The sequence below is a fragment of the Paenibacillus sp. 1-18 genome (genome assembly GCF_000520755.1).
Classification (GTDB): domain Bacteria; phylum Bacillota; class Bacilli; order Paenibacillales; family Paenibacillaceae; genus Paenibacillus; species Paenibacillus brasilensis.
Map to the genome: position 1 here is coordinate 1 of NZ_ASSB01000069.1, position 21,226 is coordinate 21,226.

Sequence of the window (21,226 nt, forward strand, 5' to 3'; positions counted from 1 at the left end):
ATGCTGGCATTGGCTACAGCCATGCCTGTTAATTCGCAAATATACGATTGAAATTCGAAGATGGCTTGCAGCTCGCCTTGGCTTACCTCTGGCTGATAGGGAGTGTAGGCGGTGTAAAATTCCGAACGCGAAGTAATGTGCTGAATGACGGAGGGAATATGATGATCATAAATCCCTGCACCAAGAAAGCTGGCATGTGTGTCTGTGTTGGCATTATGCCCGGCCAGCTCGGCCAGATGGCGGGTTAAGCCTCTTTCGTCCAGTCGAGAGGACATGGGCAGTTCGCCCTGATATCGGATATCCTCTGGAATATCACTGAATAAATCGTCAATGGACGATACGCCGACCACGCGCAGCATTTCGGTTTGATCCTGTTCGGTCATGGGCAGATAGCGATGCTGCTTCATAGGTTCTGGCTCCTTTCGAAAAAGCAAAATTTAAAATCATAAATTGGCTAATAAATAATCGTGAACTGGAAAATCCAGAAGTTCATATCTGACATGTTCGCTATATAAAAATGAAGAGTGCTTAAATCAACGTGAACGTTTATAAAAAGGTGCTGCTACCACCTCGGCGCGCAGGCGTTTGCCACGGATCTCGACCTCCAGTGGTGTGGATAGAGCGCTAAAACGGCTGTCGACCAGAGCCAGACCCAAATTGCGCTTTAAGGTTGGCGACTGGGTTCCCGTTGTAACCTCGCCGATTTGCTGTCCTTCCGCGAATACCGGGTAATGAGCGCGCGGGATACCGCGATCCAGCAATTCCAGTCCAATCAGCTTGCGAGGGATACCTTGCTCTTTTTGGCGTTGCAGCGCTTCTCTGCCGATAAAATCACCCTTGCCCAGCTTGACGAAAAAGCCTAAGCCAGCCTCAAGCGGTGAAATCGTAGCAGATAGCTCCTGTCCGTACAGCGGCAGCCGTGCCTCAAAGCGCAGTGTATCCCGGGCACCAAGCCCGGCGGGAATCAGATCATACGATTCACCCGAACGAAGCAAACCTTCCCATACAGCCGGAGCTTCCGCTGCAGGTATATACATTTCAAAACCATCTTCCCCCGTATAACCGGTGCGGGAGACAAGTGCTTTCACTCCGAACAGCTGCACGTTCTCACGGAATCGGAAGGAGGCCAGATTTGTTATGTCCGGATCTGTCACAGCCGAGATAATACGTGCTGCTTCCGGACCTTGCAACGCCAGCAATGCGATAGCATCTGATACATTTTCCAGTTGAACGGATGCAGGCACGTGGCGAATAAGCCAATCCCAATCCTTGTCGATGTTGGAGGCATTCACAACGAGCATGTAACGCTCCGGCCCTTTGCAGTAAACAAGCAGATCGTCTACCACACCCCCGTCGGGGTAACAGAGGAGCGAGTATTGGGCCTGGCCCGGTTCCAACTGGCTGACATCGTTCGTCGTTACCCGTTGCAGAAAAGCTTGGGCTTCTTTGCCTTCAACCAAAAACTCGCCCATATGCGATACATCGAATAACCCCGCATGTTGCCGGACGGCCTCATGCTCCTTTTGGATACCGCTAAACTGTACGGGAAGCTCCCAGCCTCCAAAGTCAATACAACGGACCCCGGGCAGCGTCCCATATGACGAATACAGCGGTGTTTTGCGCAAGGTAGTCATTTTTCCACTCCTATCCGGTGTGATCGGCTAAACAAAAAAGACAGGCCGAAAAAAACGTATGAACAGTGGTCCATACTCTTTTTTCAGCTCTGTCCTTGATACCTGAAAGTTACCCCGGCGTGTACCAGGTTTCCTCTTGGGTGATCCGCTTCATGGCGAATGCTCTCCAGAGATGCGTCCGGCAGAGGTCCTTTTGCCTGAGAGATTCACCTGGTGCAGGTTTACTCCTTCGGCGCTACCTTTGGAAACCATTGTTGTTACCAGGTCATACAGATAACAACTTGATCCGATTCGCGTGTACCACTGTCCTGCAAGTGGCAACAGCTATGCGAATCTTGGTAGTCTCTCCCTCCGCGTTCATCCGCGTTTGCAGTTGTCGGGATGTTTCCAAAAGCATTTGTTATAACCCATTAATACGCAAATTCATTCAAAATGTCAATAAAAATGTCATGAAAATCAATCCGAAAAACATTTTATGCATAAATAAGGATATGTAAGCGTTTGTTATACCTTATCATATTTTCATATAGAGCGCTACATGAAGTGATGTGAAGTTTTTTTGTTAGTATTATTGACATGGGTGTTCTTATTATCATAATCTTAACCTGTCTAGATAAATGAGCAGAAGCGATCTAATTCATTTGGAAGTGAGGCGGAACAGGATGAGTGAAGTGAAACAGCAGCTTTGGTATACGGAGGAACATGAGTGGGTTGAGCGCACAGAAGCTGGAACAGTACGGATGGGTATTACAGACTTTGCACAGCATCAACTGGGTGATATTGTTTTTGTCGAATTACCTGCGGAGGGAGCAGCGATTGCTCAGGGAGCAGAGGTTGGTACAATTGAATCGGTAAAGACGGTATCCGATCTTTTTGCTCCAGTGACGGGAACTGTTTTGAGGTTAAATGAAGCGCTGGAAAGCACGCCAGAGCTGGTGAACGAATCTCCTTATGAAAAAGGCTGGATGATCGAGGTGGAGATCGGTAGCGATGTGGAGGAAGCTTTGGGCAAGCTATTGACTGCCGATGAGTACAAGAAATTGACTGCCGATGAGTCATGAATAGTGCAATGTAGTATGGAATTATAGCGTCGTTTGTCCGCTCGTTTTTGTATAAAATAGTCGCGATGATTTGACATTGCGGCTATTTTTTTGTCTTTTTAGGCAAGCGTAATTACGTGTTTTCCCCTTTTTAGAGGATTGTCCCCGTATCAGAATTGTACAGTTGAGAGCATGGTATTCCGACTAATTTCTATAGTTACAGGCCATATTAAGAAGAATTATGCAGGTATATTATCTTCATGGTTATTTTAAATTTAAATGTTGTCATCAACGTTCATGACGAAAGTACGTTTTCATTTCGTTGATGAAGATAGCGCTGTCATTTAGTATAAATTTTGAGCAAAGGTAGTGATGCTAGTTACTCATAAGGAGGATATGAATATGAGCACAATGGACGCAAAGTCCAATTCAAACGGAGGCGCTCGCGTCGCCGTACAACGTTTTGGCCGTTTTCTCAGCGGGATGGTTATGCCCAATATGGGGGCCTTTATCGCGTGGGGGTTGATCACGGCACTCTTTATTCCGACCGGATGGTTCCCGAACGAGGGTTTTGCCCAGCTGGTTGATCTGATGAAAAATTATTTGCTTCCGCTGCTGATTGGTTACACAGGCGGCACCATGATTCACGGACAGCGTGGAGGTGTGATCGGCGGCTTGCCGTTGATATTTTTCAAATGGATAAACGCAGACTGTCCTGAGATAAGATCAAGGGAATATTGCCATGCCTTGAGGGCGAATGCTGTAGCCTGTTCATGGTTTTGTCATAAAATGGAGTGTGCGTGTGAAATGGAAGCAGCATCCGTATTGAAAATCATCCGACTTTTCAAACTTGTCATATTTTGATAGCCTATGAGGTGAGAATTTTGCTTAAAGCCTGAGGTATATTGACAAGTCATAAACATCATAAATGATGGATGAACAGAGGCGAAAGCCGATGTACAGAAATGGGTGGTGAACAGGAATGTCTGATTTCAAACAGCTTGAGCACACAACATATCCCACATATGAAGGCTATGATTTGGGGCTTACTTATACATCTGCGGGCAGTCTGTTTAAGGTGTGGGCGCCAACTGCGCAGCAGGTGCATGTGGCGTTGTATGACGACGCGGGGGTGTACGATCAGGAAGGGATCGTTCAGGAGCATGGCGGCGGTCGGGAATTTCTGATGAGCCGTGATGATCGAGGTGTATGGTCCATAGCGCTGGAAGGCGACTGGAACGGCCATTATTACATGTACAGGCTGGAGTGGGCGGACAGCACCGTTCATTATGTCGCTGACCCTTACGCGACAGCGGTGTCAGCCAACGGGCAGCGTACGGTGATCATTGATTTGGCGCAAACCAACCCGGACGGATGGGAAGAGGACATGGGTCCTACACTTGAGCGGGCCACGGATGCCGTTATCTATGAGCTTCATGTACGTGATTTTTCAATGGATAGACATTTTAATGCGAGTGAAAAAGACCTGTCTGCCGTAAAGGGGAGGTTTGCGGCCTTCACGTATTCGGGTTTAAAGGATGGAGCGGGCAACAGCATCGGGCTGGATCATTTGCTGGAGCTGGGCATTACACATGTTCATTTGCTCCCGGTCGCTGATTTCCATACGGTGAATGATTTGGCGGAACTCGAAACCGAATATAATTGGGGCTATGATCCACAGCACTATAATGTACCGGAGGGATCGTATTCTTCAAATCCGGCTGATCCGGAGGCACGTATACGTGAGCTGAAGCAACTGGTGCAGTCTTTGCATTCTGCAGGCATCGGTGTCATTCTGGACGTCGTGTACAACCATACTTATTCGGTGGAAAAGGGACCGTTTGAGCCTGTCGTACCCGGTTATTATTACCGAACAGATGAGCAGGGACAGCTTACCAACGGGTCAGGTGTAGGTAATGAGGTGGCAACCGAACGTCCAATGGTTCGCAAGTATATCAAGGATTCGCTGCGCTATTGGGCTAAGGAATATCATATAGACGGCTTTCGCTTTGATTTGATGGGGCTGATGGATACACCAACGGTGGAGCAGTTTACACAAGAGCTGCGCGCTGAGGTGCGTCCTGATCTGCTGATCTATGGTGAGCCTTGGACGGGGGGAGAGTCCCCGCAGCCTTTGCTTACGTTAAAAGGAACGCAGCGTGACAAGGGCTTTGCCGTTTTTAACGACAACTACCGCTCTGCTATTAAGGGGGATAGCGACGGTACCGGGAGCGGCTTTGCTACGGGAGCATGGAATCAGGAAGAACAGGTGCTTAAAGGCGCTTTTGGCGCTATTCATGATTTTACAGCCCACCCTTCGGAAAGCATTAATTATGTGACAGCGCATGATAATCTCAATCTGTGGGATAAAATTATAACCGTGAGAGGCTTACGGGAGTACTGCGGTTTTCCGCAATGGGAGCAGGGAAAACCCAAAGATGGGAGGAAAGCCGAGCAAGCGGTTGCTGAAGCCGATCCGTATCGGGAAGTGGATGTAACAGACTTGCTGGAGGATGAAACCGTACGAAAGTCCTTACTGGCAAACGGCATAGTGCTGACCTCCCAGGGCATTCCTTTTATCCATGCAGGTGATGAACTGCTGCGCTCCAAATACGGGGATCATAACAGCTATCGCAGCGCGGATGCGGTGAATGCCATACGTTGGGCCAACAAAGCAAGGTTTCGCCCCGTGTTTGACTACTATCAAGGGTTAATCGCTTTGCGGCGCAGTCACCCGGCGTTCCGGATGGATCATCGTGAGTTGGTGGAGCAGCATATGGAGGTGCTGCACAGCAGCGGACGTGTGGTTGCTTTTGCGCTGAGGCATCATGCTAACGGGGACGCCTGGAATCATATTGTGGTCATTTATAACGGTTCGGATACGGAGCAAACGGTCTTACTGCCTGCAGAATCGGACCGCTGGCATGTCGTCGTGGATGCACATGGAGCCGGAAACGAGATACGATATGAAGTAGCAGGCCATCGTGTGACTGTTTCGCGCTGGTCAATGATGGTGCTGTATGATCAGGAGGAACCAGCTCAAGTCTCCTCTTCGACTGAACAGGATCAGGATACCGGGAAGGTGGAGAATGGAGAGGAAGGTTCGTATAAGAAAATGGATCAGGAAATCGCAAAAGGCGAAACTGCTTCTTTTCGCACGATTGAATTGATCTATGAGCGTACAGATCGGCAGTATTCCGGCTGGAATGTATGGGTATGGGGGACTGGGTGCCGGGACGGGCATGTAGAATTACACGAATTGGAGGATGGTCGTGCGGTAGCGCGTATTCAGGTGGCCCTTAATGTACAGCGAATCGGCTACATTGTTCGGCTCAATCATTGGGATGCCAAGGATATTGAGGCAGATCGGTATATTGAAGTAGACCCGACCCGGTCTGTGATGCAGGTATTGATTCATAGTGGCCGAGAAGAATATTTGCTACTGGTAAACGATAACCGGGCGGGCTAAGTTTTATGGCTAAGCTGCCTCGGATACTCTAAAATAGCATTGATATAGCATTTTTCGATGATTTCGAGAAATGCTATTTTTTTATGCAAACGTGTGTCAGTTACAGAAAAAAGGGGTAAAATAGAATTATGGACTTGTTTAGCAGGCAAGATTCTTGGAGAAAATCATGGGTAAGATAACCTGAAGGAGGTTGTATATCATGAGTTCTAATGGAGGAAGTATTCAACTAACCGCCCAGCCGAGAACAGAGAAGAAGGGTTCGGCCATTCGTGGATTGAGGTCAAAAGGACGGATTCCAGCTGTGGTTTACGGCTCTGAGCTTGAAGGAATTCCTGTACATGTCGATGCCAAGGAATTTAATAGAGTTGTCAGAACCGGACGTTCAGAAGTATTTAATCTCACAATAGAAGGTAAAGAAACGATTCCGGTCATCATTAAAGATTATCAACAACGTGATAACCATTGGCTGCATGCCGATTTTTTGAAAATTTCCAAAAACAAGCCGCTTCGCGTGCGTGTCTCTATTGATTATCAAGGAACCCCTGCAGGTACAAAAAAGGGTGGTATTTTGCAAGTGCAGGAAACGGAAGTCGAAGTCGAGGGGCTTCCCGCCGATTTGCCATCTACCATTGAGGTCGATGTATCCGCACTGGAGGTTGGTGACAAGGTCAGCGCAAGCGATTTGAAGCTTCCAAAAGGAGTAACACTCCACGTTCCTGGAGAGGAGCTGCTTGCTTCTATCATTGTCTCACGTGCGGCTGAAGTAGAAAATGCTGCTGTGGAAGGTGATGCGGCGGCAACGGAAGGCGCCGGAGAGACTTCAGAAAACAAGGAAGCATAGTGTTGTGACCAGTTACGAGTATATGACCAGCTTTCAATCAGAAACGGTCATTCCTAAGTAGATGTAAAGTCGCTCTCTGCTAGGGGGCGATTTTTTGCGTTGTCCTTTTATGATTTGGTAGTTAGAGGGAGATTAGATTGTTATAGATTCATCATTCAATACGCGTTCTGATATGACGATATACATAGTAGACATGTACATTTTTATTTTATAAAATACCTAATCTTCATCTAAGGAGCGCGTACACAATTATGGACAGAACGAATGAATTGTTGTGGCAAAGAAACAAATTGGTGATCATTATTTTTTGGATCATGGCTTTAAGCGGAGTTGTCCCGGCATTAACTAACCCCTCGATGTGGATATCTAATGGTGTGGGCTTGGCGGTCGCTGTAACTTTGACGATCCTGAATGTGAAAAAGAAAGGTATTTCGTGTTATTCCGTGGATTACTACGTTTTTTAGCGTATTGATTTGTATATATTTGAATTTATCGAGTGTAGATGTGGTTACCACCATCCTAATTTGCTCCTTAGTTTTGCTTTACCCCTCTTACCGTTATTTTCTGGTAGCTATGACCTTGAATTTATGTAATATTTTTGTGCAAATCACAATCGGTACGCCGCCAGATCCTCGTGTTACTGGTTTATTACGCTATGTTAATGAATTTTTTGTTGTTCTATTAATTGCTATACTGCTGTTAGTGGTTTCGGTGCTGAATCAAAAGCAGTTTCAGAAAAGTGAAGAGCAAAATAAAGATATCAATGCGACAAGGCAGCGTATTGAGTTTCTGTTTGAGCAGGTTAGACAAGCGGTGGCCGGATTGCACAGCTTTACTGAGCGATTTAGAAATCAGGTGGATGCTACGGGCCATGTGACGAATGAAGTGGCCATCGGTTTTCAGGAGGTTGCCAAAGGAGTAGAGATGCAAGCTTCCAACATCACGGAGGTAACGGATAACTTGTCCAAATCTGACCAGCATGTCCGTGATGTTGCCGATCATTCCCGGGAACTGAAGCGACTATCGGAAGATACAAAAAATGCCGGGGGAAAAGGGAGCGGTCAACTACTTGCATTAACGTCTCAAATTACGGATTTGAGTCAGGTCATGAGCCGTACCAAAGAGGAATTGGATGAGTTTAGAACACAAAGTGATAACATGTCTGCCATGCTTAACGATATTACTCGAATTTCAAAGCAGACTAATTTGCTGTCCTTGAACGCATCAATTGAAGCTGCCAGAGCAGGAGAGCATGGCAAAGGCTTCGCGATCGTGGCTGGCGAGGTGCGTCATTTGGCTGAAATGGTAGGGGACACCTCGGTGGCGATGGAAGGTATTTTGACCCAACTGAGAACACAGATGGTTTCTGTCGTAAGCCAGTTTGATATTGGGCAGCAGCGATTGCAGCAAAGTATGGAGTCGGCTCATTCCACCGAGGCAGTATTGGAGGATATCCTGCAAAATGCCAACAAAGTGCTGCTTCAGGCCGTGGATGTGGAAGCCAGCACGCACAGTATGCAGCAATTTTCATCCCAGGTCGTTCAAGAGATGACGGAATTTGCAAGTGTAACGGAACAAGCGAGCGCAGCGTCAGAGCAAATTTTGGCCGGGGTAGAGGAGCAACGAAGCATAACCTCCAACATGGTGGCTGGATTTACTGAACTGGAGACCCTGATCGTGCAATTAAAAGAGCTGGTAGAGGAAAAGAATGAAGCCGGTAGTCCTACTGGAGCCAGCACAAGCAAGTAATCGAAAAACAGCATTATAGGGCTAATTAAGCCGGGGAGTATCGTGATCAGGCGGTAATCCCCGGTTTTGCTACATTTACTTGGAAGTTGATGGTATAATTTGTGGCAGTTGTCGATCGTTTCACATTATGATGTGATTTACATACCCGATTGGCGGGAAAGCAAGCATATGTGCCAGGAATAGCATCATCAATATTGGATTATGTGAGTAGTGGGTTTAATAATGTAGGCATATCCGTTTTTATTTGGGAGGAACGCTTGTGAATGCCTTGTTAGAAATGCTGATGCAGCTATTTGAGCGCGCAGCGTTATTGCTGATTTGTTTATTTTTTATCACCCGTATCCCGCGGTTTAAGGAAACCTTGCAAAAGAACAGCCATTCTCCGGGCGAGCTGACTTTGCTAACGTTAATTTTTTGTATGTTTGCATTGTTCGGCACGTACACCGGAATTGAAGTCGAGGGCTCGCTCGTGAATGTTCGTATCATTGCGATTATGGCGGGCGGTATTTTGTTTGGACCGTGGGTTGGGATCATTACAGGTGTTGTATCAGGAATCCACCGTTATCTGATTGATATCGGGGGAGTGACCTCGATTCCATGTCTGATTACCAGTATTCTGGCAGGTGTGGGATCTGGATACATTGGTCGTCGGGTTAAGCGTTCCAAGAGATGGCTGGTCGGCATTGCCGCAGGAATGATTTGTGAAGCATTAACGATGCTGCTGATTCTGGTGATGGCACAACCGTATGAGCTGGGTCTGGATATCGTTTCCAAGATCGGACTGCCAATGATTATCGGGGAAGTCAGTATCGGCTTAATCGTTTTGCTGATCCAGAGTGTCGAGGGAGAAAAGGAAAATATCGCGGCCAGACAGGCCAAGCTCGCTCTGGATATTGCCAACAAGACGTTGCCTTATTTTCGTTCTATTAATGCGGAATCCCTGCATACGATTTGTTCAATCATAAAAGAGGATATCAAGGCAGATGCGGTTGCGATTACGGATACTCGAAATGTACTGGCCTATGTTGGTTTTGGTGAGGAACGTTATCACATTGGTGACGAAATCATTAGCGATGTGACCAAATCGACGATCCGCAGCGGTAAAATCACGATTCGCAACCATATAGCAGATGATAAAACGCCTCAAATTCAATCTCTGCTCATTATCCCGTTAGAGGAACGGGGGGAAGTAACCGGAACCCTGAAAATTTATTACCGTAAAGCCTATAAAATCACGTATCCGTTGCAGACAATGGCGATTGGTTTGTCTCAAATCATTTCCACGTTAATGGAAGTGTCGCGTGTGGAGCAAATTAAAGAAGCCGCGAACAAAGCCGAATTGAAGGCATTGCAGACCAAAATCAATCCTCATTTTTTGTTCAACGCACTGAACGCGATTGCCTCGACTACACGCACCAAGCCGGATAAGGCGCGAGAGCTGATCATTAATTTGTCGGGCTATCTGCGTTATAATTTGGAGCTCAATGATGATCTGATCGAAATTCATAAGGAGCTTCAGCAGGTCTCTGACTATGTGGAAATTGAAAAAGCGCGCTTCGGTAATCGGCTTCAGGTCGAATATGTGATGGATGAGGTGTCTGTGCAGATTCCAAGCCTGATTATCCAGCCCTTGGTTGAAAATGCGATTAATCATGGGATATTGAAGAAAAAGGGGCCGGGTACAGTTACGATTTCCGTAAAGGATCGGGGAGCAAAGGTACGGATTTCTGTGGCAGATACCGGGGTGGGTATACGCGATGAAGTTGTGGATAATCTGTATCATGACCAGGTTCCGGCCAAACAAATAGGCTTGTACAATGTGCACAGACGACTCAAGCTTATGTATGGGGAAGGAGTTATTATTCTCAAGCATGAGCCGGGTACCGAAGTTTATTTTGACATACCAAAGGAGAAGTCATGAAGGCCATAATTGTAGAAGACGAAATTCCGGCGCGCGAAGAGCTGGAGTATCTTATTCAGACGCATAGCAGCATTGAGGTGACGAATAGCTTCGAGGACGGACTGGATGTATTCCGGTTTTTGCAGGAGCAGGAGACGGACGCCATTTTTCTGGATATAAATATTCCCTCGCTGGACGGGATGCTGCTGGCTCAGAATATTAGCAAATTTGCCAAAAAGCCTTATATTATTTTTACCACCGCCTATAAAGAACATGCGGCACAGGCCTTTGAACTGGAGGCATTCGACTACATTCTCAAGCCGTATGATGAAAAACGGATCGCCGCCATGCTGCGCAAGCTGGAAAATGCCTATGAGCAGCGGAATGCCCAATCACTAGATACGGCCCCACCTGCACAGCCTCGAGCTGCTGAAACAAGTACAGTCAGCGCTTCGGGCCGCATTAATCTGCTGAAAAACGACAACATTATTGTGACCGATGCGAGCGATATTTACTATGCGTGTGCACAGGAAAAAGTAACCCGCGTATTTACAAGGCATGAGGAATATACGATGCCGATGAGCATCTCGGAATTTCATGCCCGCTTGCCGCAGCAGGACTTTTTCCGTTGTCACCGTTCCTACACGGTGAATCTGTCGCAGATTCGTGAAATTGTGCCCTGGTTCAATCATACGTATCTCCTGCGCTTGCGCGGCCTCGAAGCGGAGATTCCGGTAAGTCGAAGCAAGGCCAAGGAATTTCGGCAAATTATGCGACTATAGAGGCATTTCATTCCGCTATATGTGCATTTCATTCCTCAAATGAATTCTGGCCAACATACGACGTTATAATGATCCATGTAGAGAGAATCCTTACAGACTTGCTCCTTCAATGGCGCAGGTGTGTACCGGATTCCCGGTTATCATGATGACAAATTGACGCTATAAGAGCCGGAATGAAAAGAGGAGATTTATATGAAAACAAACAGCGGAAATCGCCTGCTGGTCGTGCTTGGAACGATTATTGTCCAGATGGGACTTGGAACGATTTACACTTGGAGCTTGTTTAATCAACCGCTGGTGGACCGCTTTGGCTGGAACCTTAGCTCGGTCGCCATTACCTTTTCGATTACCAGCTTTGCGCTGGCATTTGCTACATTGTTTGCAGGTAAGCTGCAGGATAAATGGGGACTGCGTCGTCTGATATTATGTGCAGGCGTTGTGTTAGGAGCCGGGTTAATGCTCAGCTCGCAGGTAACTTCCCTGTCCCTGCTGTACATTTTGGCGGGGGTTGTCGTAGGCTTTGCGGACGGTACGGCATATATTACATCACTGTCGAATTTGATCAAATGGTTTCCTGAGAAAAAAGGACTTATTTCCGGTATTTCGGTTGGGGCATACGGAACAGGCAGTCTGATATTCAAATATATTAACGGTTCGCTGATTCAATCCGTTGGCGTATCGCAGGCATTTCTGTATTGGGGTATGATCGTATTCATCATGATTGTGGGCGGTTCCTTCTTGGTACGTGAGGCTGTAGTTGTGAATAAGCCTTCGGTACAAAATGCGGGTATGCCGCAGCGAGATTACACCGTGAAAGAGATGCTGCGCACCAAGCAGGCATATCTGCTGTTCGTGATGTTCTTTACTGCTTGTATGAGTGGATTGTACCTGATCGGAGTCGTCAAGGATATCGGCGTACGGATGGCGGGGCTAGATGTAGCAACTGCCGCTAATGCGGTCGCAATGGTCGCCATTTTCAACACAGCAGGTCGGATCATACTAGGTGCATTATCGGATAAGGTCGGTCGTCTGAAAGTGGTAGCGGGTGCGTTGCTGGCAACAGCGGTCGCGGTTACAGTGCTTAGTCTGGTACCGTTGAATTATGGTTTGTTCTTTGCTTGTGTTGCAGGAATTGCTTTCTGCTTCGGCGGCAACATTACCGTTTTTCCAGCCATTGTGGCTGATTTCTTCGGCCTGAAAAATCAAAGTAAAAACTATGGTATTGTGTATCAGGGCTTTGGCCTCGGTGCACTGGCGGGATCTTTTATCGCAGCCTTGCTTGGCGGCTTTATCCCGACCTTTACCACCATTGCGGTGCTGTGTGTCGTATCATTCCTGATTGCGCTGACGATTCGTACTCCGGATCAAAGCAAACCGGATCAAGGCAATTTGCGCAGCCAACACAAGAAACATCCTCATACCTTGCGCGGCATGAAGCCCGAAACAAAGCTGGGTTAATAGGGGTTTGAGAAAAAAGGACCAGATGAATGCCAAAAGACCTGAATTCATTTCTCAGAGGAATGAATTCAGGTCTTTTGTTTTTCTATCAATCTATTTTACGGTATAATAATAAGACGTGTAATAAGCCGGTATATACAAAAGACATAAGCTAAGAACCTGACAGGAGGACGAGTCATGATCGTGGATACAAGCGGGAATCTGCTTGCCCGCAATACGAAGCTGCGAAATACATACCAAATTCGAAGCGCCTTGTCCCGCAGTGAGCTGGCCATCGTGTATACGGCAAGGCTGTTGGATAATCGGGAAAAGGTGATTGTGAAGGAGTTTTTTCCGAGTGCGCTGGCCCTGCGGGGATCGGATCGAAAAACGGTAACCTGCGGTGCGTCTATGCAATCCAAATATGTGGAGTTTATGCATTATTTTTTGCGTGAAGGACAAATGCTCAAGGAGTTAAGTCATCCGGGGATTGTCGGTTATATAGATCACTTTGAGGAAAACGGAACTGCCTATCTAGTCATGGAATACTGTGCAGGCAAGACGCTGGATAGGGTAATGAAAGAAGAGTCTGCGCTCATGTCTGATCCTGCTTTTATGTACCAGGCGTTGCTGTCTTTAATTGATGCCATGGAGTATATTCACGATAAGGGCATTATTCACCGGGATATTAAGCCTGGCAATATTATGATTGGGGAAAATGGCAGCATCAAGCTGCTTGATTTCGGTTCAGCTGTGCATTTTGAAGGCAAGGAGCATCCGATCTTCACCACGGCAGGCTACTCTCCGCTGGAGTTTTATTCTAACCGTTCGCAGCAGGGACCTGTATCGGATATCTATAGCTTGGCCGCCACGCTGTATTATTGCCGAAAAGGCTCACCTCCACCGGATGTGCCGGGCAGGCTGTTTGCAGCTCGGACCGACCGGATTCGGATCGAAAATGCAGGGATTTCCCTGCTGCCGTATGTGATTCGGCGTGGTCTGGAGGTACAGGCTAACAAGCGTTGTCGCTCACTCAGATGGTTTAAAGCCGCACTGCGTGCGGAATATTGGATAAAAAAAGGGAAGCACCGCACCCTTACGATTCGTTAATCGTAAGGGACGATGCTTCCTTTTTTTGTTTTCCGACCGCTGCTATCCTGTCGGAGCTTGAATATGATCAGTATACACCGAGGTATTCGGCTTGATCGCTTTGTAGCGCAGTTCGATTTCAGTTACACCGTCCTCGAACGTAATATACAGCTTGTCACCGTACTCCATGACCGCTTTTTTGTTGCGGGTCAATCTGACTTTTCCGTGCTGCAGGGCGCAGCGTGTATCATGTTTGACAACCAGACTGCCTTTTTTACCTGCGGAAAACAGGATTCGCTCCGCCTCTGGCAGCGGTTCGTGGACGTCCAGCGTACGGAACAATTCTTGCAGGCTAACCTTTCGACCCGGAAAGGAGGTGAGCGGCCAAGATTTGACCGGAATCTCCAGACCACTGGCCGTTGCGAGAAAATATCCTTCGATTCTTCCTGCAAATTGTGGCTTAGGCCGTAAAAACCAATACAGAAGAGCGGCTACCACGATACTGATGGCTACCGTCCATTTAATGGCGGTATACCGGGACTGTACGGAAATGGTCAGCGTAGCACTGCTGGATGCTCCTTCAGGATCAGTAGCGGTAATCTTCAGCTCAGAGTCTCCTGTGTGAAGCTCGGATAGCAGCAGATCACTACCGTTAATCTCGGCATGGGCCGCATCCCCAGAGGCTCCCGTAACCAGCTTGTAGGTTAGCTTGTCATGATTCGGATCAGCAAAGAAATCCGATAAACTTCGACGGGAATCTCCATCTTCTTTCACGACGCGAATCGTCAGGTCCTTTAATACCTGCGGTGCTGCATTGGCCGCGTGGACCTTATGTACAGTTCCATTACGATACCATTGTGGGCTGTCCAGAGCGAGCTGCCAAGTATAATCTCCGGCTTGAGGGAACGCATATTCGGCATGAAATGCTCCGTCTTTATAGGTCATAGGCACCCTTTTGGCTGTGCCACCCTGAACAGGGGTAACTATAATATGCGCTTGAAGAGACGTATATACAGCTTCATCTGTAAGCTTTTCACCGTCCGGTAACAGAAGCTGAGCCTGAAATGGTGTGGCCTGGCCTTTAGGTAGCTGCACTGGCTTGTTGCCATTCGTTGCGGCTCCTTGTTTTCCTCCCATAATAGCTTCGGCTTCCAGTCTATAGCTGCCGAGCAAATTGATTTTGACCAAATCTCCGCGTATCCCCCGCAGTTTCAGCTTTACTTTACCTGCCTGTGGATGCTCAATTTTTAAAATCGCATATCGGCTCGACTTATACCTGCGAACATTTTCAGAATTGGAATACAGCTGTGTTTCCTGAAGAGGATGCTCGGACAGAAGCACCAAATTCGCTTCCTCCATACTGGAATCCGGCAGGTTGACTGTTAATTCCTGCATCTCGCCAGTGGTCGTAATGGCAGCAACAGGTACGAGCTTGGAACGAATTTGACTGGCGAAAATGCGATTCAAAATTTCCGGCAGATCCTCGGCACTGCTTGTAATAAAAGAAGCTCCTCCCGTTTGAGAAGCAATCCGCTCCAGCTCCTGCCGATTCACTGTACCGTCATGATTCAGACCAATCGTATACACCGGATATCCCTTGGTCTGTGCGGATTTGATGACCGAAGCCACATCGTTATTGGAATCCCCTTTCGTTCGGGAACCGGAGGAGGCACCAAAATCAGTCTCACCATCGGATAGCAGGATCATAAAAGGCTGACGTCCCTTGGATGCTCCTGCGGCCAGCAGCTCCGAGCCTTTACGCAATCCAAGTCCCAGATCCGTATAACCGGAACGGTTTAGCGTTCTGATTTCCTGCTGAATTTGGGATTTTTGCGCTGCTACGGCAATTGAGGTCAGGGACTTGGAAGCGACTACGTGATGGTTGTAGGCGACAAAGCCAACGCGTGTACGGTCTGCATCACTCAAGTCCATAAACATACTGATGACTTCGGCGGCAATACCCTCGGGATCGGTGTCCCTCATGGAATAGCTGGTGTCCAATACAAAAACAGCATCGTAACCCTCAATCGGAGCAGTCCCCAAAGATGCTGCATTAGCCTGATTTACAGTGCAAATGACCCCGTTTAAGCTCATTTGAAAAAATAGTACAAAAGTCATGAAAATGATAATCCCTAGTTTCCTTATTCTGAACATAAGCCCCTCCGTCGACGAGGCCAATGTGGGTGTGCCGACTCTCCTAATCCTTGGGATATAAGGGATAAAGAATCAAAATAGCTGTTAACCCTCACATTAGCCATGAATTTGATACTTTTACGCTTATCAGAAATATCCAATGGATTTCTATCGGCAATTCAGTTACATTTGTGAATATTTCCCTGTAGAAACAGGTCTAACATATCATAAAAATTACGTATTCACGCATAAAATGAGCCAAAATACCCTGTTTCAATCTGAGACTACAGAAATTGACAAAACTAAAGAGTACTTTGTATGATAGCTTTCGTATCAGCGGAAAAAAATGGGATTGAAGTTAGGAATGCGAAATCAACAATTTAAAATTCTGTGTTACCTGACTTCTCATTTTAAGATTAAATCTCATTTGGAATTTTTTGCTGTTAAACGTTAAATCACGCTTCGGACTGATTTTCGAGGTTACATGCCTATACCATGAATACGGTATAAGCCGAATCCTTTGGCCAATTTGAATGTTATGTAGGGGGGAGGAGGCAAATGAACTAATCATGGGCATTCGTCTACTCTGAATTGGACACCCTGTGTCCGCGTATGGAGCCATAGACCTATACTCACACATTATTTGTTTGCCGACAGCGATGGAAATCATTTATCAAACGAACCGGACAATGCTTTTTGAAGAAATTAACCCGGAAAAGCTGGACCTGATCACAATTGTAGGTGATGTGAAAGGGATTGACAGCTTGAGTGACGAGAAGATCAAGGAAATTAATGAGCACCTTCTGGTGCGCAGCTTTGACGAATTTTTAGATAAGTTTTCACCGACCGTATATTCGTTTTTTAATGCAGCTAACCAAAAAGTCGTCTATACCCTGAAAAAGCCAGACGGGATCGACGAGGATAGCATTTCTGAAATTCGTATTAATCAAAGCAATGATTTTCTGAAAATGTTGTTTACACTCATTGATACCAAACGCAGTCAAGGAATCACCAATGTGGATTTCAAGTTTGAAAATCTGCTGGATATGATTTCTCCGAAAAAGGTTATGGATGATATTCGTCAAGTCCGCAAAGAAATTCACTATATGTACGGTGAATACGACAAGCTGGATGATGGCGATCCGAAGAAACTCGACATGGGCGACAAGCTGAATGGGATGTTCGAGGAAGCGAGTCAGAACTACAACAATGTTATGGCTATGCTGCCACTGGCAATTGAAGATATTAAAACCCGTCTTTTGCTCGGTGGCGCTCAAGAGGAAAATTCCGGTGAACTGATCCAGGTGGGTATGCTCTCTATTGGAGAAAGCGGCGAACTGAAAATCATCGAAGCGCCGAAGAGCGAAAGCACCGAGCTGATGCTGCTGGATGAAAACAGCACCGGCGATCTGTCACAGGTATTCGAGGAAGATTACAACTCCATTACAGATACGCCTTCAGATTATGTGAAGGATTTGGTGGTTCGTACATTTGTACCGCTGCCAGCTGTTCAGACCAAGGTGGATACAGCAGTTGAAGTGCAAAACTACAACACGTATCTGGAGTTTTATAAAAATGCGAAGGACGATTTCGTGAAGGCTGTCAAGCCGCTTGTGGAAAAAATCCTTGGTGTGAAAATGTTCTTTGATCAATATGCAACCAAGAGCAAGGGAATGCTGCCGACGATGCTGGTGGCGAACAACAAGCTGGACATGCTGGTGAAAAGCAGCAACATCCCGCGTCTGGAAACGTACCTGAACACGGTGAATGCTAAAAATGAATTTAGCGACACGATCTGGTTCGGTATCGTACCATCTATCGAGCTGGAAGCAGCCGGTAAGGTTAAGGTTACACGTGAACGCTTCAAGGGCAACGAGAAGGTGGTCAAGCAGGGCGGAAATTCCATGGAATCTCTTTCGATGCTGCTGCAGGTTGTGAAGGATTACAAAATTCAAATGTTCTTTAATTTTGAATCTGGTGAAGAAACGACCTTCAACAGCATGGCTACGGCCGGGATTGACAAATATATCGACAAGTGCTCTACGCTCGTTCGCAGAGAATACAGCGAATTTGCCATTCCTTGTGTACCGAACTTCACGATTATTCCAAAGGACAAATCGGGTGTCATTATCGACAGCAAAATGCTGCAGACCGAAAGCGGTGTACAGCTCTCCAAGGAAAAAGAGGATATTCTCAAGCTGTGGATCGAGGGCGTTTATGTGGGCGCAGCCTACGTTGCCGCCGGTCTGGTCGCTGCTTATCAATGTCCGGAGTACCTGCGCGAAACCTTCAAAACGGTCAACAAAAACTACCCTGGCGTGCGCTTCGACATTGAAGCCGGAGACAACAGTCTGCGCACCGTGACAACGATGGCCAAGGAAATCACCGGGTTCACCAACACGATCAAGGATGCCATTAACCGTAAAAACTTCGGTTTTGTATTCTCGTCCGAGAATGCTCAGCTTCAGGATAAGGATATCCGCCGTATTACCGTCTACAAGGCGAGAAGCATGGCAATGTCCGAGGACGGCTTTGACTCCATCTACAAGACGCTGGTCAGCACGTACATTGAACGTATTTTGCGCTACCAGACAGGAGACTTCAAGCACGAAAATATCGTCCGCTTCTTCAGTAACAATCCGAGCAGTCAGAAGAGCAAGTGGCTGGGCAGCAGAGGATCTGTTAACTCGATCATTCAGGACGGAGACGATATGAGCTTCATTATTGATGAGAAAAGCAATATGTGCCATATCGACCTGGTCTTCAACGGTAACGTGAAGAACCTGGAAGTCATGATCACTAAGGGAACCAGCTCGGTTAAATCATGATCCGAGCGCTACGAAAGATGTTAGAGGCGTTTCTATCCAGAACCGCCTTTATACATAAATCGCGGAGAAGCTCTGCTTCTCCCGCCATCATATTACCTAATTTCAAGGAGGCAACACACATGGGATTCAGATTGAAAGTAGAAGGACAAGAAACAATCGAGCTGGGCTTGGATAACATCCAAACGGTTATTTATGACACCGATACACCGGACGATTCCAATGCACGCTCCACTGACGTAGGCTCTACGCTGCGCATCAGCGGTAAAATCATCACAGCAGTAGACGGTGACAGCGCAGATGACACGCTGAAACTGGCTTTGTGGTCCCTGGTTCCTGCTGAAAAAGCAGACAGCTACCGTAAAGTAACACTGGAAGTGATTGCAGCTGATCAAGTAGTGCGTAAAATCTACTTCCCGAATGCGTTCGTTGTTGACTACACAGAGCACTTCGGCGACACAGAAGGTGTGGGTGCGTTTACACTTTACATCAAACAAAAGAAAGACAAAACCGAGCTGGCTACAATCGACGGCGGATATCCGGTTTAAGCTTGACGGCTTAACGTCAGGCGCAGCTTGAACACACACTCACCCTGTGCTTAGGTGCAGGGTGGATAAATATTAAGAGGCCTGCGGGTCTCTTAATATTTATTTTTTTCGGAGAGGGGAAAATCATACCATGACCAACTACTATGAGCTGCTCGGTGTCGGCCGGGATGCTTCGGAGACAGAGATTAAGCAGGCTTACCGCAAACTGGCGAAAAAGTATCATCCCGATACCAACCAGGGAAGCGAGGAAGCAACGCGCAAGTTCAAGCTGATTCACGAGGCTTATAATACCTTGCGTGACGAAGCATTGCGGCAGGCATACGATGCCGAGCTCATCCGAAAAACTGAGGGAGCTGGCGGACAGCAGCAAGAGAGAGGAAGAGGAGCTGCAGCTTCCGGAGGTGCGCGTAAGACAGCCAAAGGATTTAATCCGGCTGACATAGGAAGTAATTTTGAGGAGTTTTTCGGTTTTCATCCGAAAACGAAGGAGGGCTCACCTGGGAAAAACACGAAAAAATCAGGTGATCCGACGGATACTTCGGCGATGTTTAACCAGTTTTTTGGTATTCGTAAAAAGTGATGATTTCAGGATGGAAACGGGGGAAGCAAGCAGTGAAAACGGCGCAGAACAGATGGGTTTTCATCATAGATGTTGCCATGTTCGGGCTGATGCTGGCGATCGCCTTTTATGTGTTTAATCGTACAGGCTACAGCGGTTTGAAAACCGTGGTCGCGATAGGTATTGGAATCGGCGTGCTTGTATACATACTGCGCAATCTGGTGACCGTTGTACCCGTGGCAAAGCCTAAGGCAGAGCGTAATCGGATTGCCAAGCTGGTGCTGATTGATGAAGAAGGCGAGTCCATTAAAGAATGGTATATCGAAGGTGAAACGTCGCTCTTGATCGGCAAAACAACGTCCCGCTCAGAGGCGGATATTGATCTGGCAGATACAGACTACGCATCCCTGATCAGCGTGGAGCATGCGGTGCTCAACCGGGTGAACAGCGACTGGTTTGTGGAGGATGTGGATTCCGGGAACGGAACAGGTTTGCGGCCTGCCAATGAAAGTGTAACCAACAAACTGGAGAGCGGCGAGCCTTACCGAATCTACTCGGGTGATTTATTATACATCGCCAATACGAGGCTGCTCATTAAATAGATAGGGATGTTGCAACATCCCTAGATCGCTCAAAAAGACAATCATGACAATGGGGGAAGGAACCGACTATGAGTTTGACAAGATGCCCGAATGGACACATGTTCAGTACACGAAAGCATGGAAATACGTGTCCTTATTGCAATACGGTAGTAAATATAGCCGCGCCCAAGAGCGTGGAGCCAGCGGTGAGAACCGATGCTGCGGGAGACAATGACAAAACAATGCCGTATTTGGGCGAGACGGTAGGGATTCACCCGGTAACCGGATGGCTGGTATGCATCGAGGGAGCGCAGGTGGGTCAGGATTATCGCATCATGGCAGAGAAAAACTTTATCGGACGAGCAGAGGAAATGCATGTCCGTATTATCGGGGACAACACGATTTCCCGCAGGAATCATGCGGTGATTGTGTATGATCCGAAGAAGCGCAACTTCTTTTTGCTGCCAGGCGATTCGTCAGGCTTGGCATACCACAATAATGAAGCGGTATATTCACCAGCAGAGCTGGCTGCTTATGACGTGATTCAGTTGGGACACAGCAAATTTATCTTTATCCCGCTGTGCGGCGCCCATTTTGAGTGGGATAACGAAAAATAGGACGGAAGTGGGCAAATGGTGC

The 21,226-nt window shown here is 47.2% G+C and carries 16 protein-coding genes, 2 pseudogenes and 2 riboswitches; of the genes and pseudogenes, 15 read left to right on the forward strand and 3 right to left on the reverse strand.

The features are described 5' to 3' along the window. Together L693_RS27655 and gcvT are read right to left on the reverse strand one after the other, a co-directional pair. Positions 1-407 (reverse strand): annotated as a pseudogene (locus tag L693_RS27655) (glycine dehydrogenase); the annotation flags it as partial. 126 nt (positions 408-533) lie between these two features. Then, entirely contained in the window at positions 534-1,634 is a 1,101-nt protein-coding gene (gcvT, locus tag L693_RS0104775; RefSeq protein WP_025716291.1) for a glycine cleavage system aminomethyltransferase GcvT, read from the reverse strand. A 79-nt stretch (positions 1,635-1,713) separates the two neighbouring features. Continuing rightward, a riboswitch (glycine riboswitch) is annotated at positions 1,714-1,809 on the reverse strand. Next, positions 1,810-1,995, reverse strand: a riboswitch (glycine riboswitch). Positions 1,996-2,296: 301 nt separating this feature from the next. On the opposite strand from gcvT, the gene gcvH reads away from it, so the two are divergent. The 10 genes and pseudogenes from gcvH (at position 2,297) to L693_RS0104820 (ending at position 13,962) form a co-directional block, all read left to right on the forward strand. Continuing rightward, positions 2,297-2,695: a glycine cleavage system protein GcvH gene (gene gcvH / locus L693_RS0104780; RefSeq protein WP_025716292.1), complete on the forward strand. Its 399-nt coding sequence runs from the start codon at positions 2,297-2,299 to the stop codon at positions 2,693-2,695. 381 nt (positions 2,696-3,076) lie between these two features. After that, positions 3,077-3,350 (forward strand): annotated as a pseudogene (locus L693_RS28825) (PTS mannitol transporter subunit IIBC); the annotation flags it as partial. Between the two features lie 306 nt (positions 3,351-3,656). Continuing rightward, a complete protein-coding gene (pulA, locus tag L693_RS0104790; RefSeq protein WP_025716294.1) occupies positions 3,657-6,143 on the forward strand; it encodes a type I pullulanase in 2,487 nt (828 codons plus the stop codon). Between the two features lie 199 nt (positions 6,144-6,342). Further along, the gene (locus L693_RS0104795) at positions 6,343-6,984 is read left to right on the forward strand and encodes a 50S ribosomal protein L25 (RefSeq protein WP_025716295.1); all 642 of its coding nucleotides are present in this window, start codon (positions 6,343-6,345) and stop codon (positions 6,982-6,984) included. A 251-nt stretch (positions 6,985-7,235) separates the two neighbouring features. Further along, positions 7,236-7,448: a hypothetical protein gene (locus L693_RS31030; RefSeq protein WP_231503524.1), complete on the forward strand. Its 213-nt coding sequence runs from the start codon at positions 7,236-7,238 to the stop codon at positions 7,446-7,448. A gap of 115 nt (positions 7,449-7,563) precedes the next feature. Further along, positions 7,564-8,733: a methyl-accepting chemotaxis protein gene (locus L693_RS0104800; RefSeq protein WP_231503525.1), complete on the forward strand. Its 1,170-nt coding sequence runs from the start codon at positions 7,564-7,566 to the stop codon at positions 8,731-8,733. Between the two features lie 259 nt (positions 8,734-8,992). Beyond that, on the forward strand, positions 8,993-10,654 hold the full coding sequence (locus L693_RS0104805) for a sensor histidine kinase (protein WP_025716296.1): 1,662 nt from the start codon (positions 8,993-8,995) through the stop codon (positions 10,652-10,654). Beyond that, positions 10,651-11,415, forward strand: a complete 765-nt coding sequence (locus L693_RS0104810; RefSeq protein ID WP_025716297.1) for a LytR/AlgR family response regulator transcription factor — start codon at positions 10,651-10,653, stop codon at positions 11,413-11,415. The genes L693_RS0104805 and L693_RS0104810 overlap by 4 nt, the downstream gene beginning before the upstream one ends. Before the next feature lie 192 nt (positions 11,416-11,607). Next, positions 11,608-12,873: an L-lactate MFS transporter gene (locus L693_RS0104815; RefSeq protein WP_025716298.1), complete on the forward strand. Its 1,266-nt coding sequence runs from the start codon at positions 11,608-11,610 to the stop codon at positions 12,871-12,873. A 177-nt stretch (positions 12,874-13,050) separates the two neighbouring features. After that, positions 13,051-13,962 (forward strand): serine/threonine protein kinase, encoded by a 912-nt coding sequence (locus L693_RS0104820; protein ID WP_025716299.1) that lies wholly within the window; start codon positions 13,051-13,053, stop codon positions 13,960-13,962. A 42-nt stretch (positions 13,963-14,004) separates the two neighbouring features. Here the strand turns inward: L693_RS0104820 and L693_RS0104825 are convergent, their stop codons facing one another. Next, positions 14,005-16,095: a VWA domain-containing protein gene (locus L693_RS0104825; RefSeq protein WP_025716300.1), complete on the reverse strand. Its 2,091-nt coding sequence runs from the start codon at positions 16,093-16,095 to the stop codon at positions 14,005-14,007. Positions 16,096-16,733: 638 nt separating this feature from the next. Here L693_RS0104825 and L693_RS0104830 point away from each other — a divergent pair. The 5 genes from L693_RS0104830 (at position 16,734) to L693_RS0104850 (ending at position 21,204) form a co-directional block, all read left to right on the forward strand. Beyond that, positions 16,734-18,902 carry a hypothetical protein gene (locus tag L693_RS0104830; protein WP_025716301.1) on the forward strand — a complete coding sequence of 723 codons (2,169 nt, stop codon included), beginning with the start codon at positions 16,734-16,736 and terminating at the stop codon, positions 18,900-18,902. A gap of 119 nt (positions 18,903-19,021) precedes the next feature. Continuing rightward, the gene (locus L693_RS0104835) at positions 19,022-19,447 is read left to right on the forward strand and encodes a hypothetical protein (RefSeq protein WP_025716302.1); all 426 of its coding nucleotides are present in this window, start codon (positions 19,022-19,024) and stop codon (positions 19,445-19,447) included. A 130-nt stretch (positions 19,448-19,577) separates the two neighbouring features. Continuing rightward, positions 19,578-20,027, forward strand: coding sequence for a DnaJ domain-containing protein (locus L693_RS0104840; RefSeq protein ID WP_025716303.1), 450 nt, complete (start codon positions 19,578-19,580; stop codon positions 20,025-20,027). Positions 20,028-20,059: 32 nt separating this feature from the next. Beyond that, positions 20,060-20,608: an FHA domain-containing protein gene (locus L693_RS0104845; protein ID WP_025716304.1), complete on the forward strand. Its 549-nt coding sequence runs from the start codon at positions 20,060-20,062 to the stop codon at positions 20,606-20,608. Positions 20,609-20,676: 68 nt separating this feature from the next. Next, the gene (locus L693_RS0104850; protein WP_025716305.1) at positions 20,677-21,204 is read left to right on the forward strand and encodes an FHA domain-containing protein; all 528 of its coding nucleotides are present in this window, start codon (positions 20,677-20,679) and stop codon (positions 21,202-21,204) included. Positions 21,205-21,226: the final 22 nt, after the last annotated feature.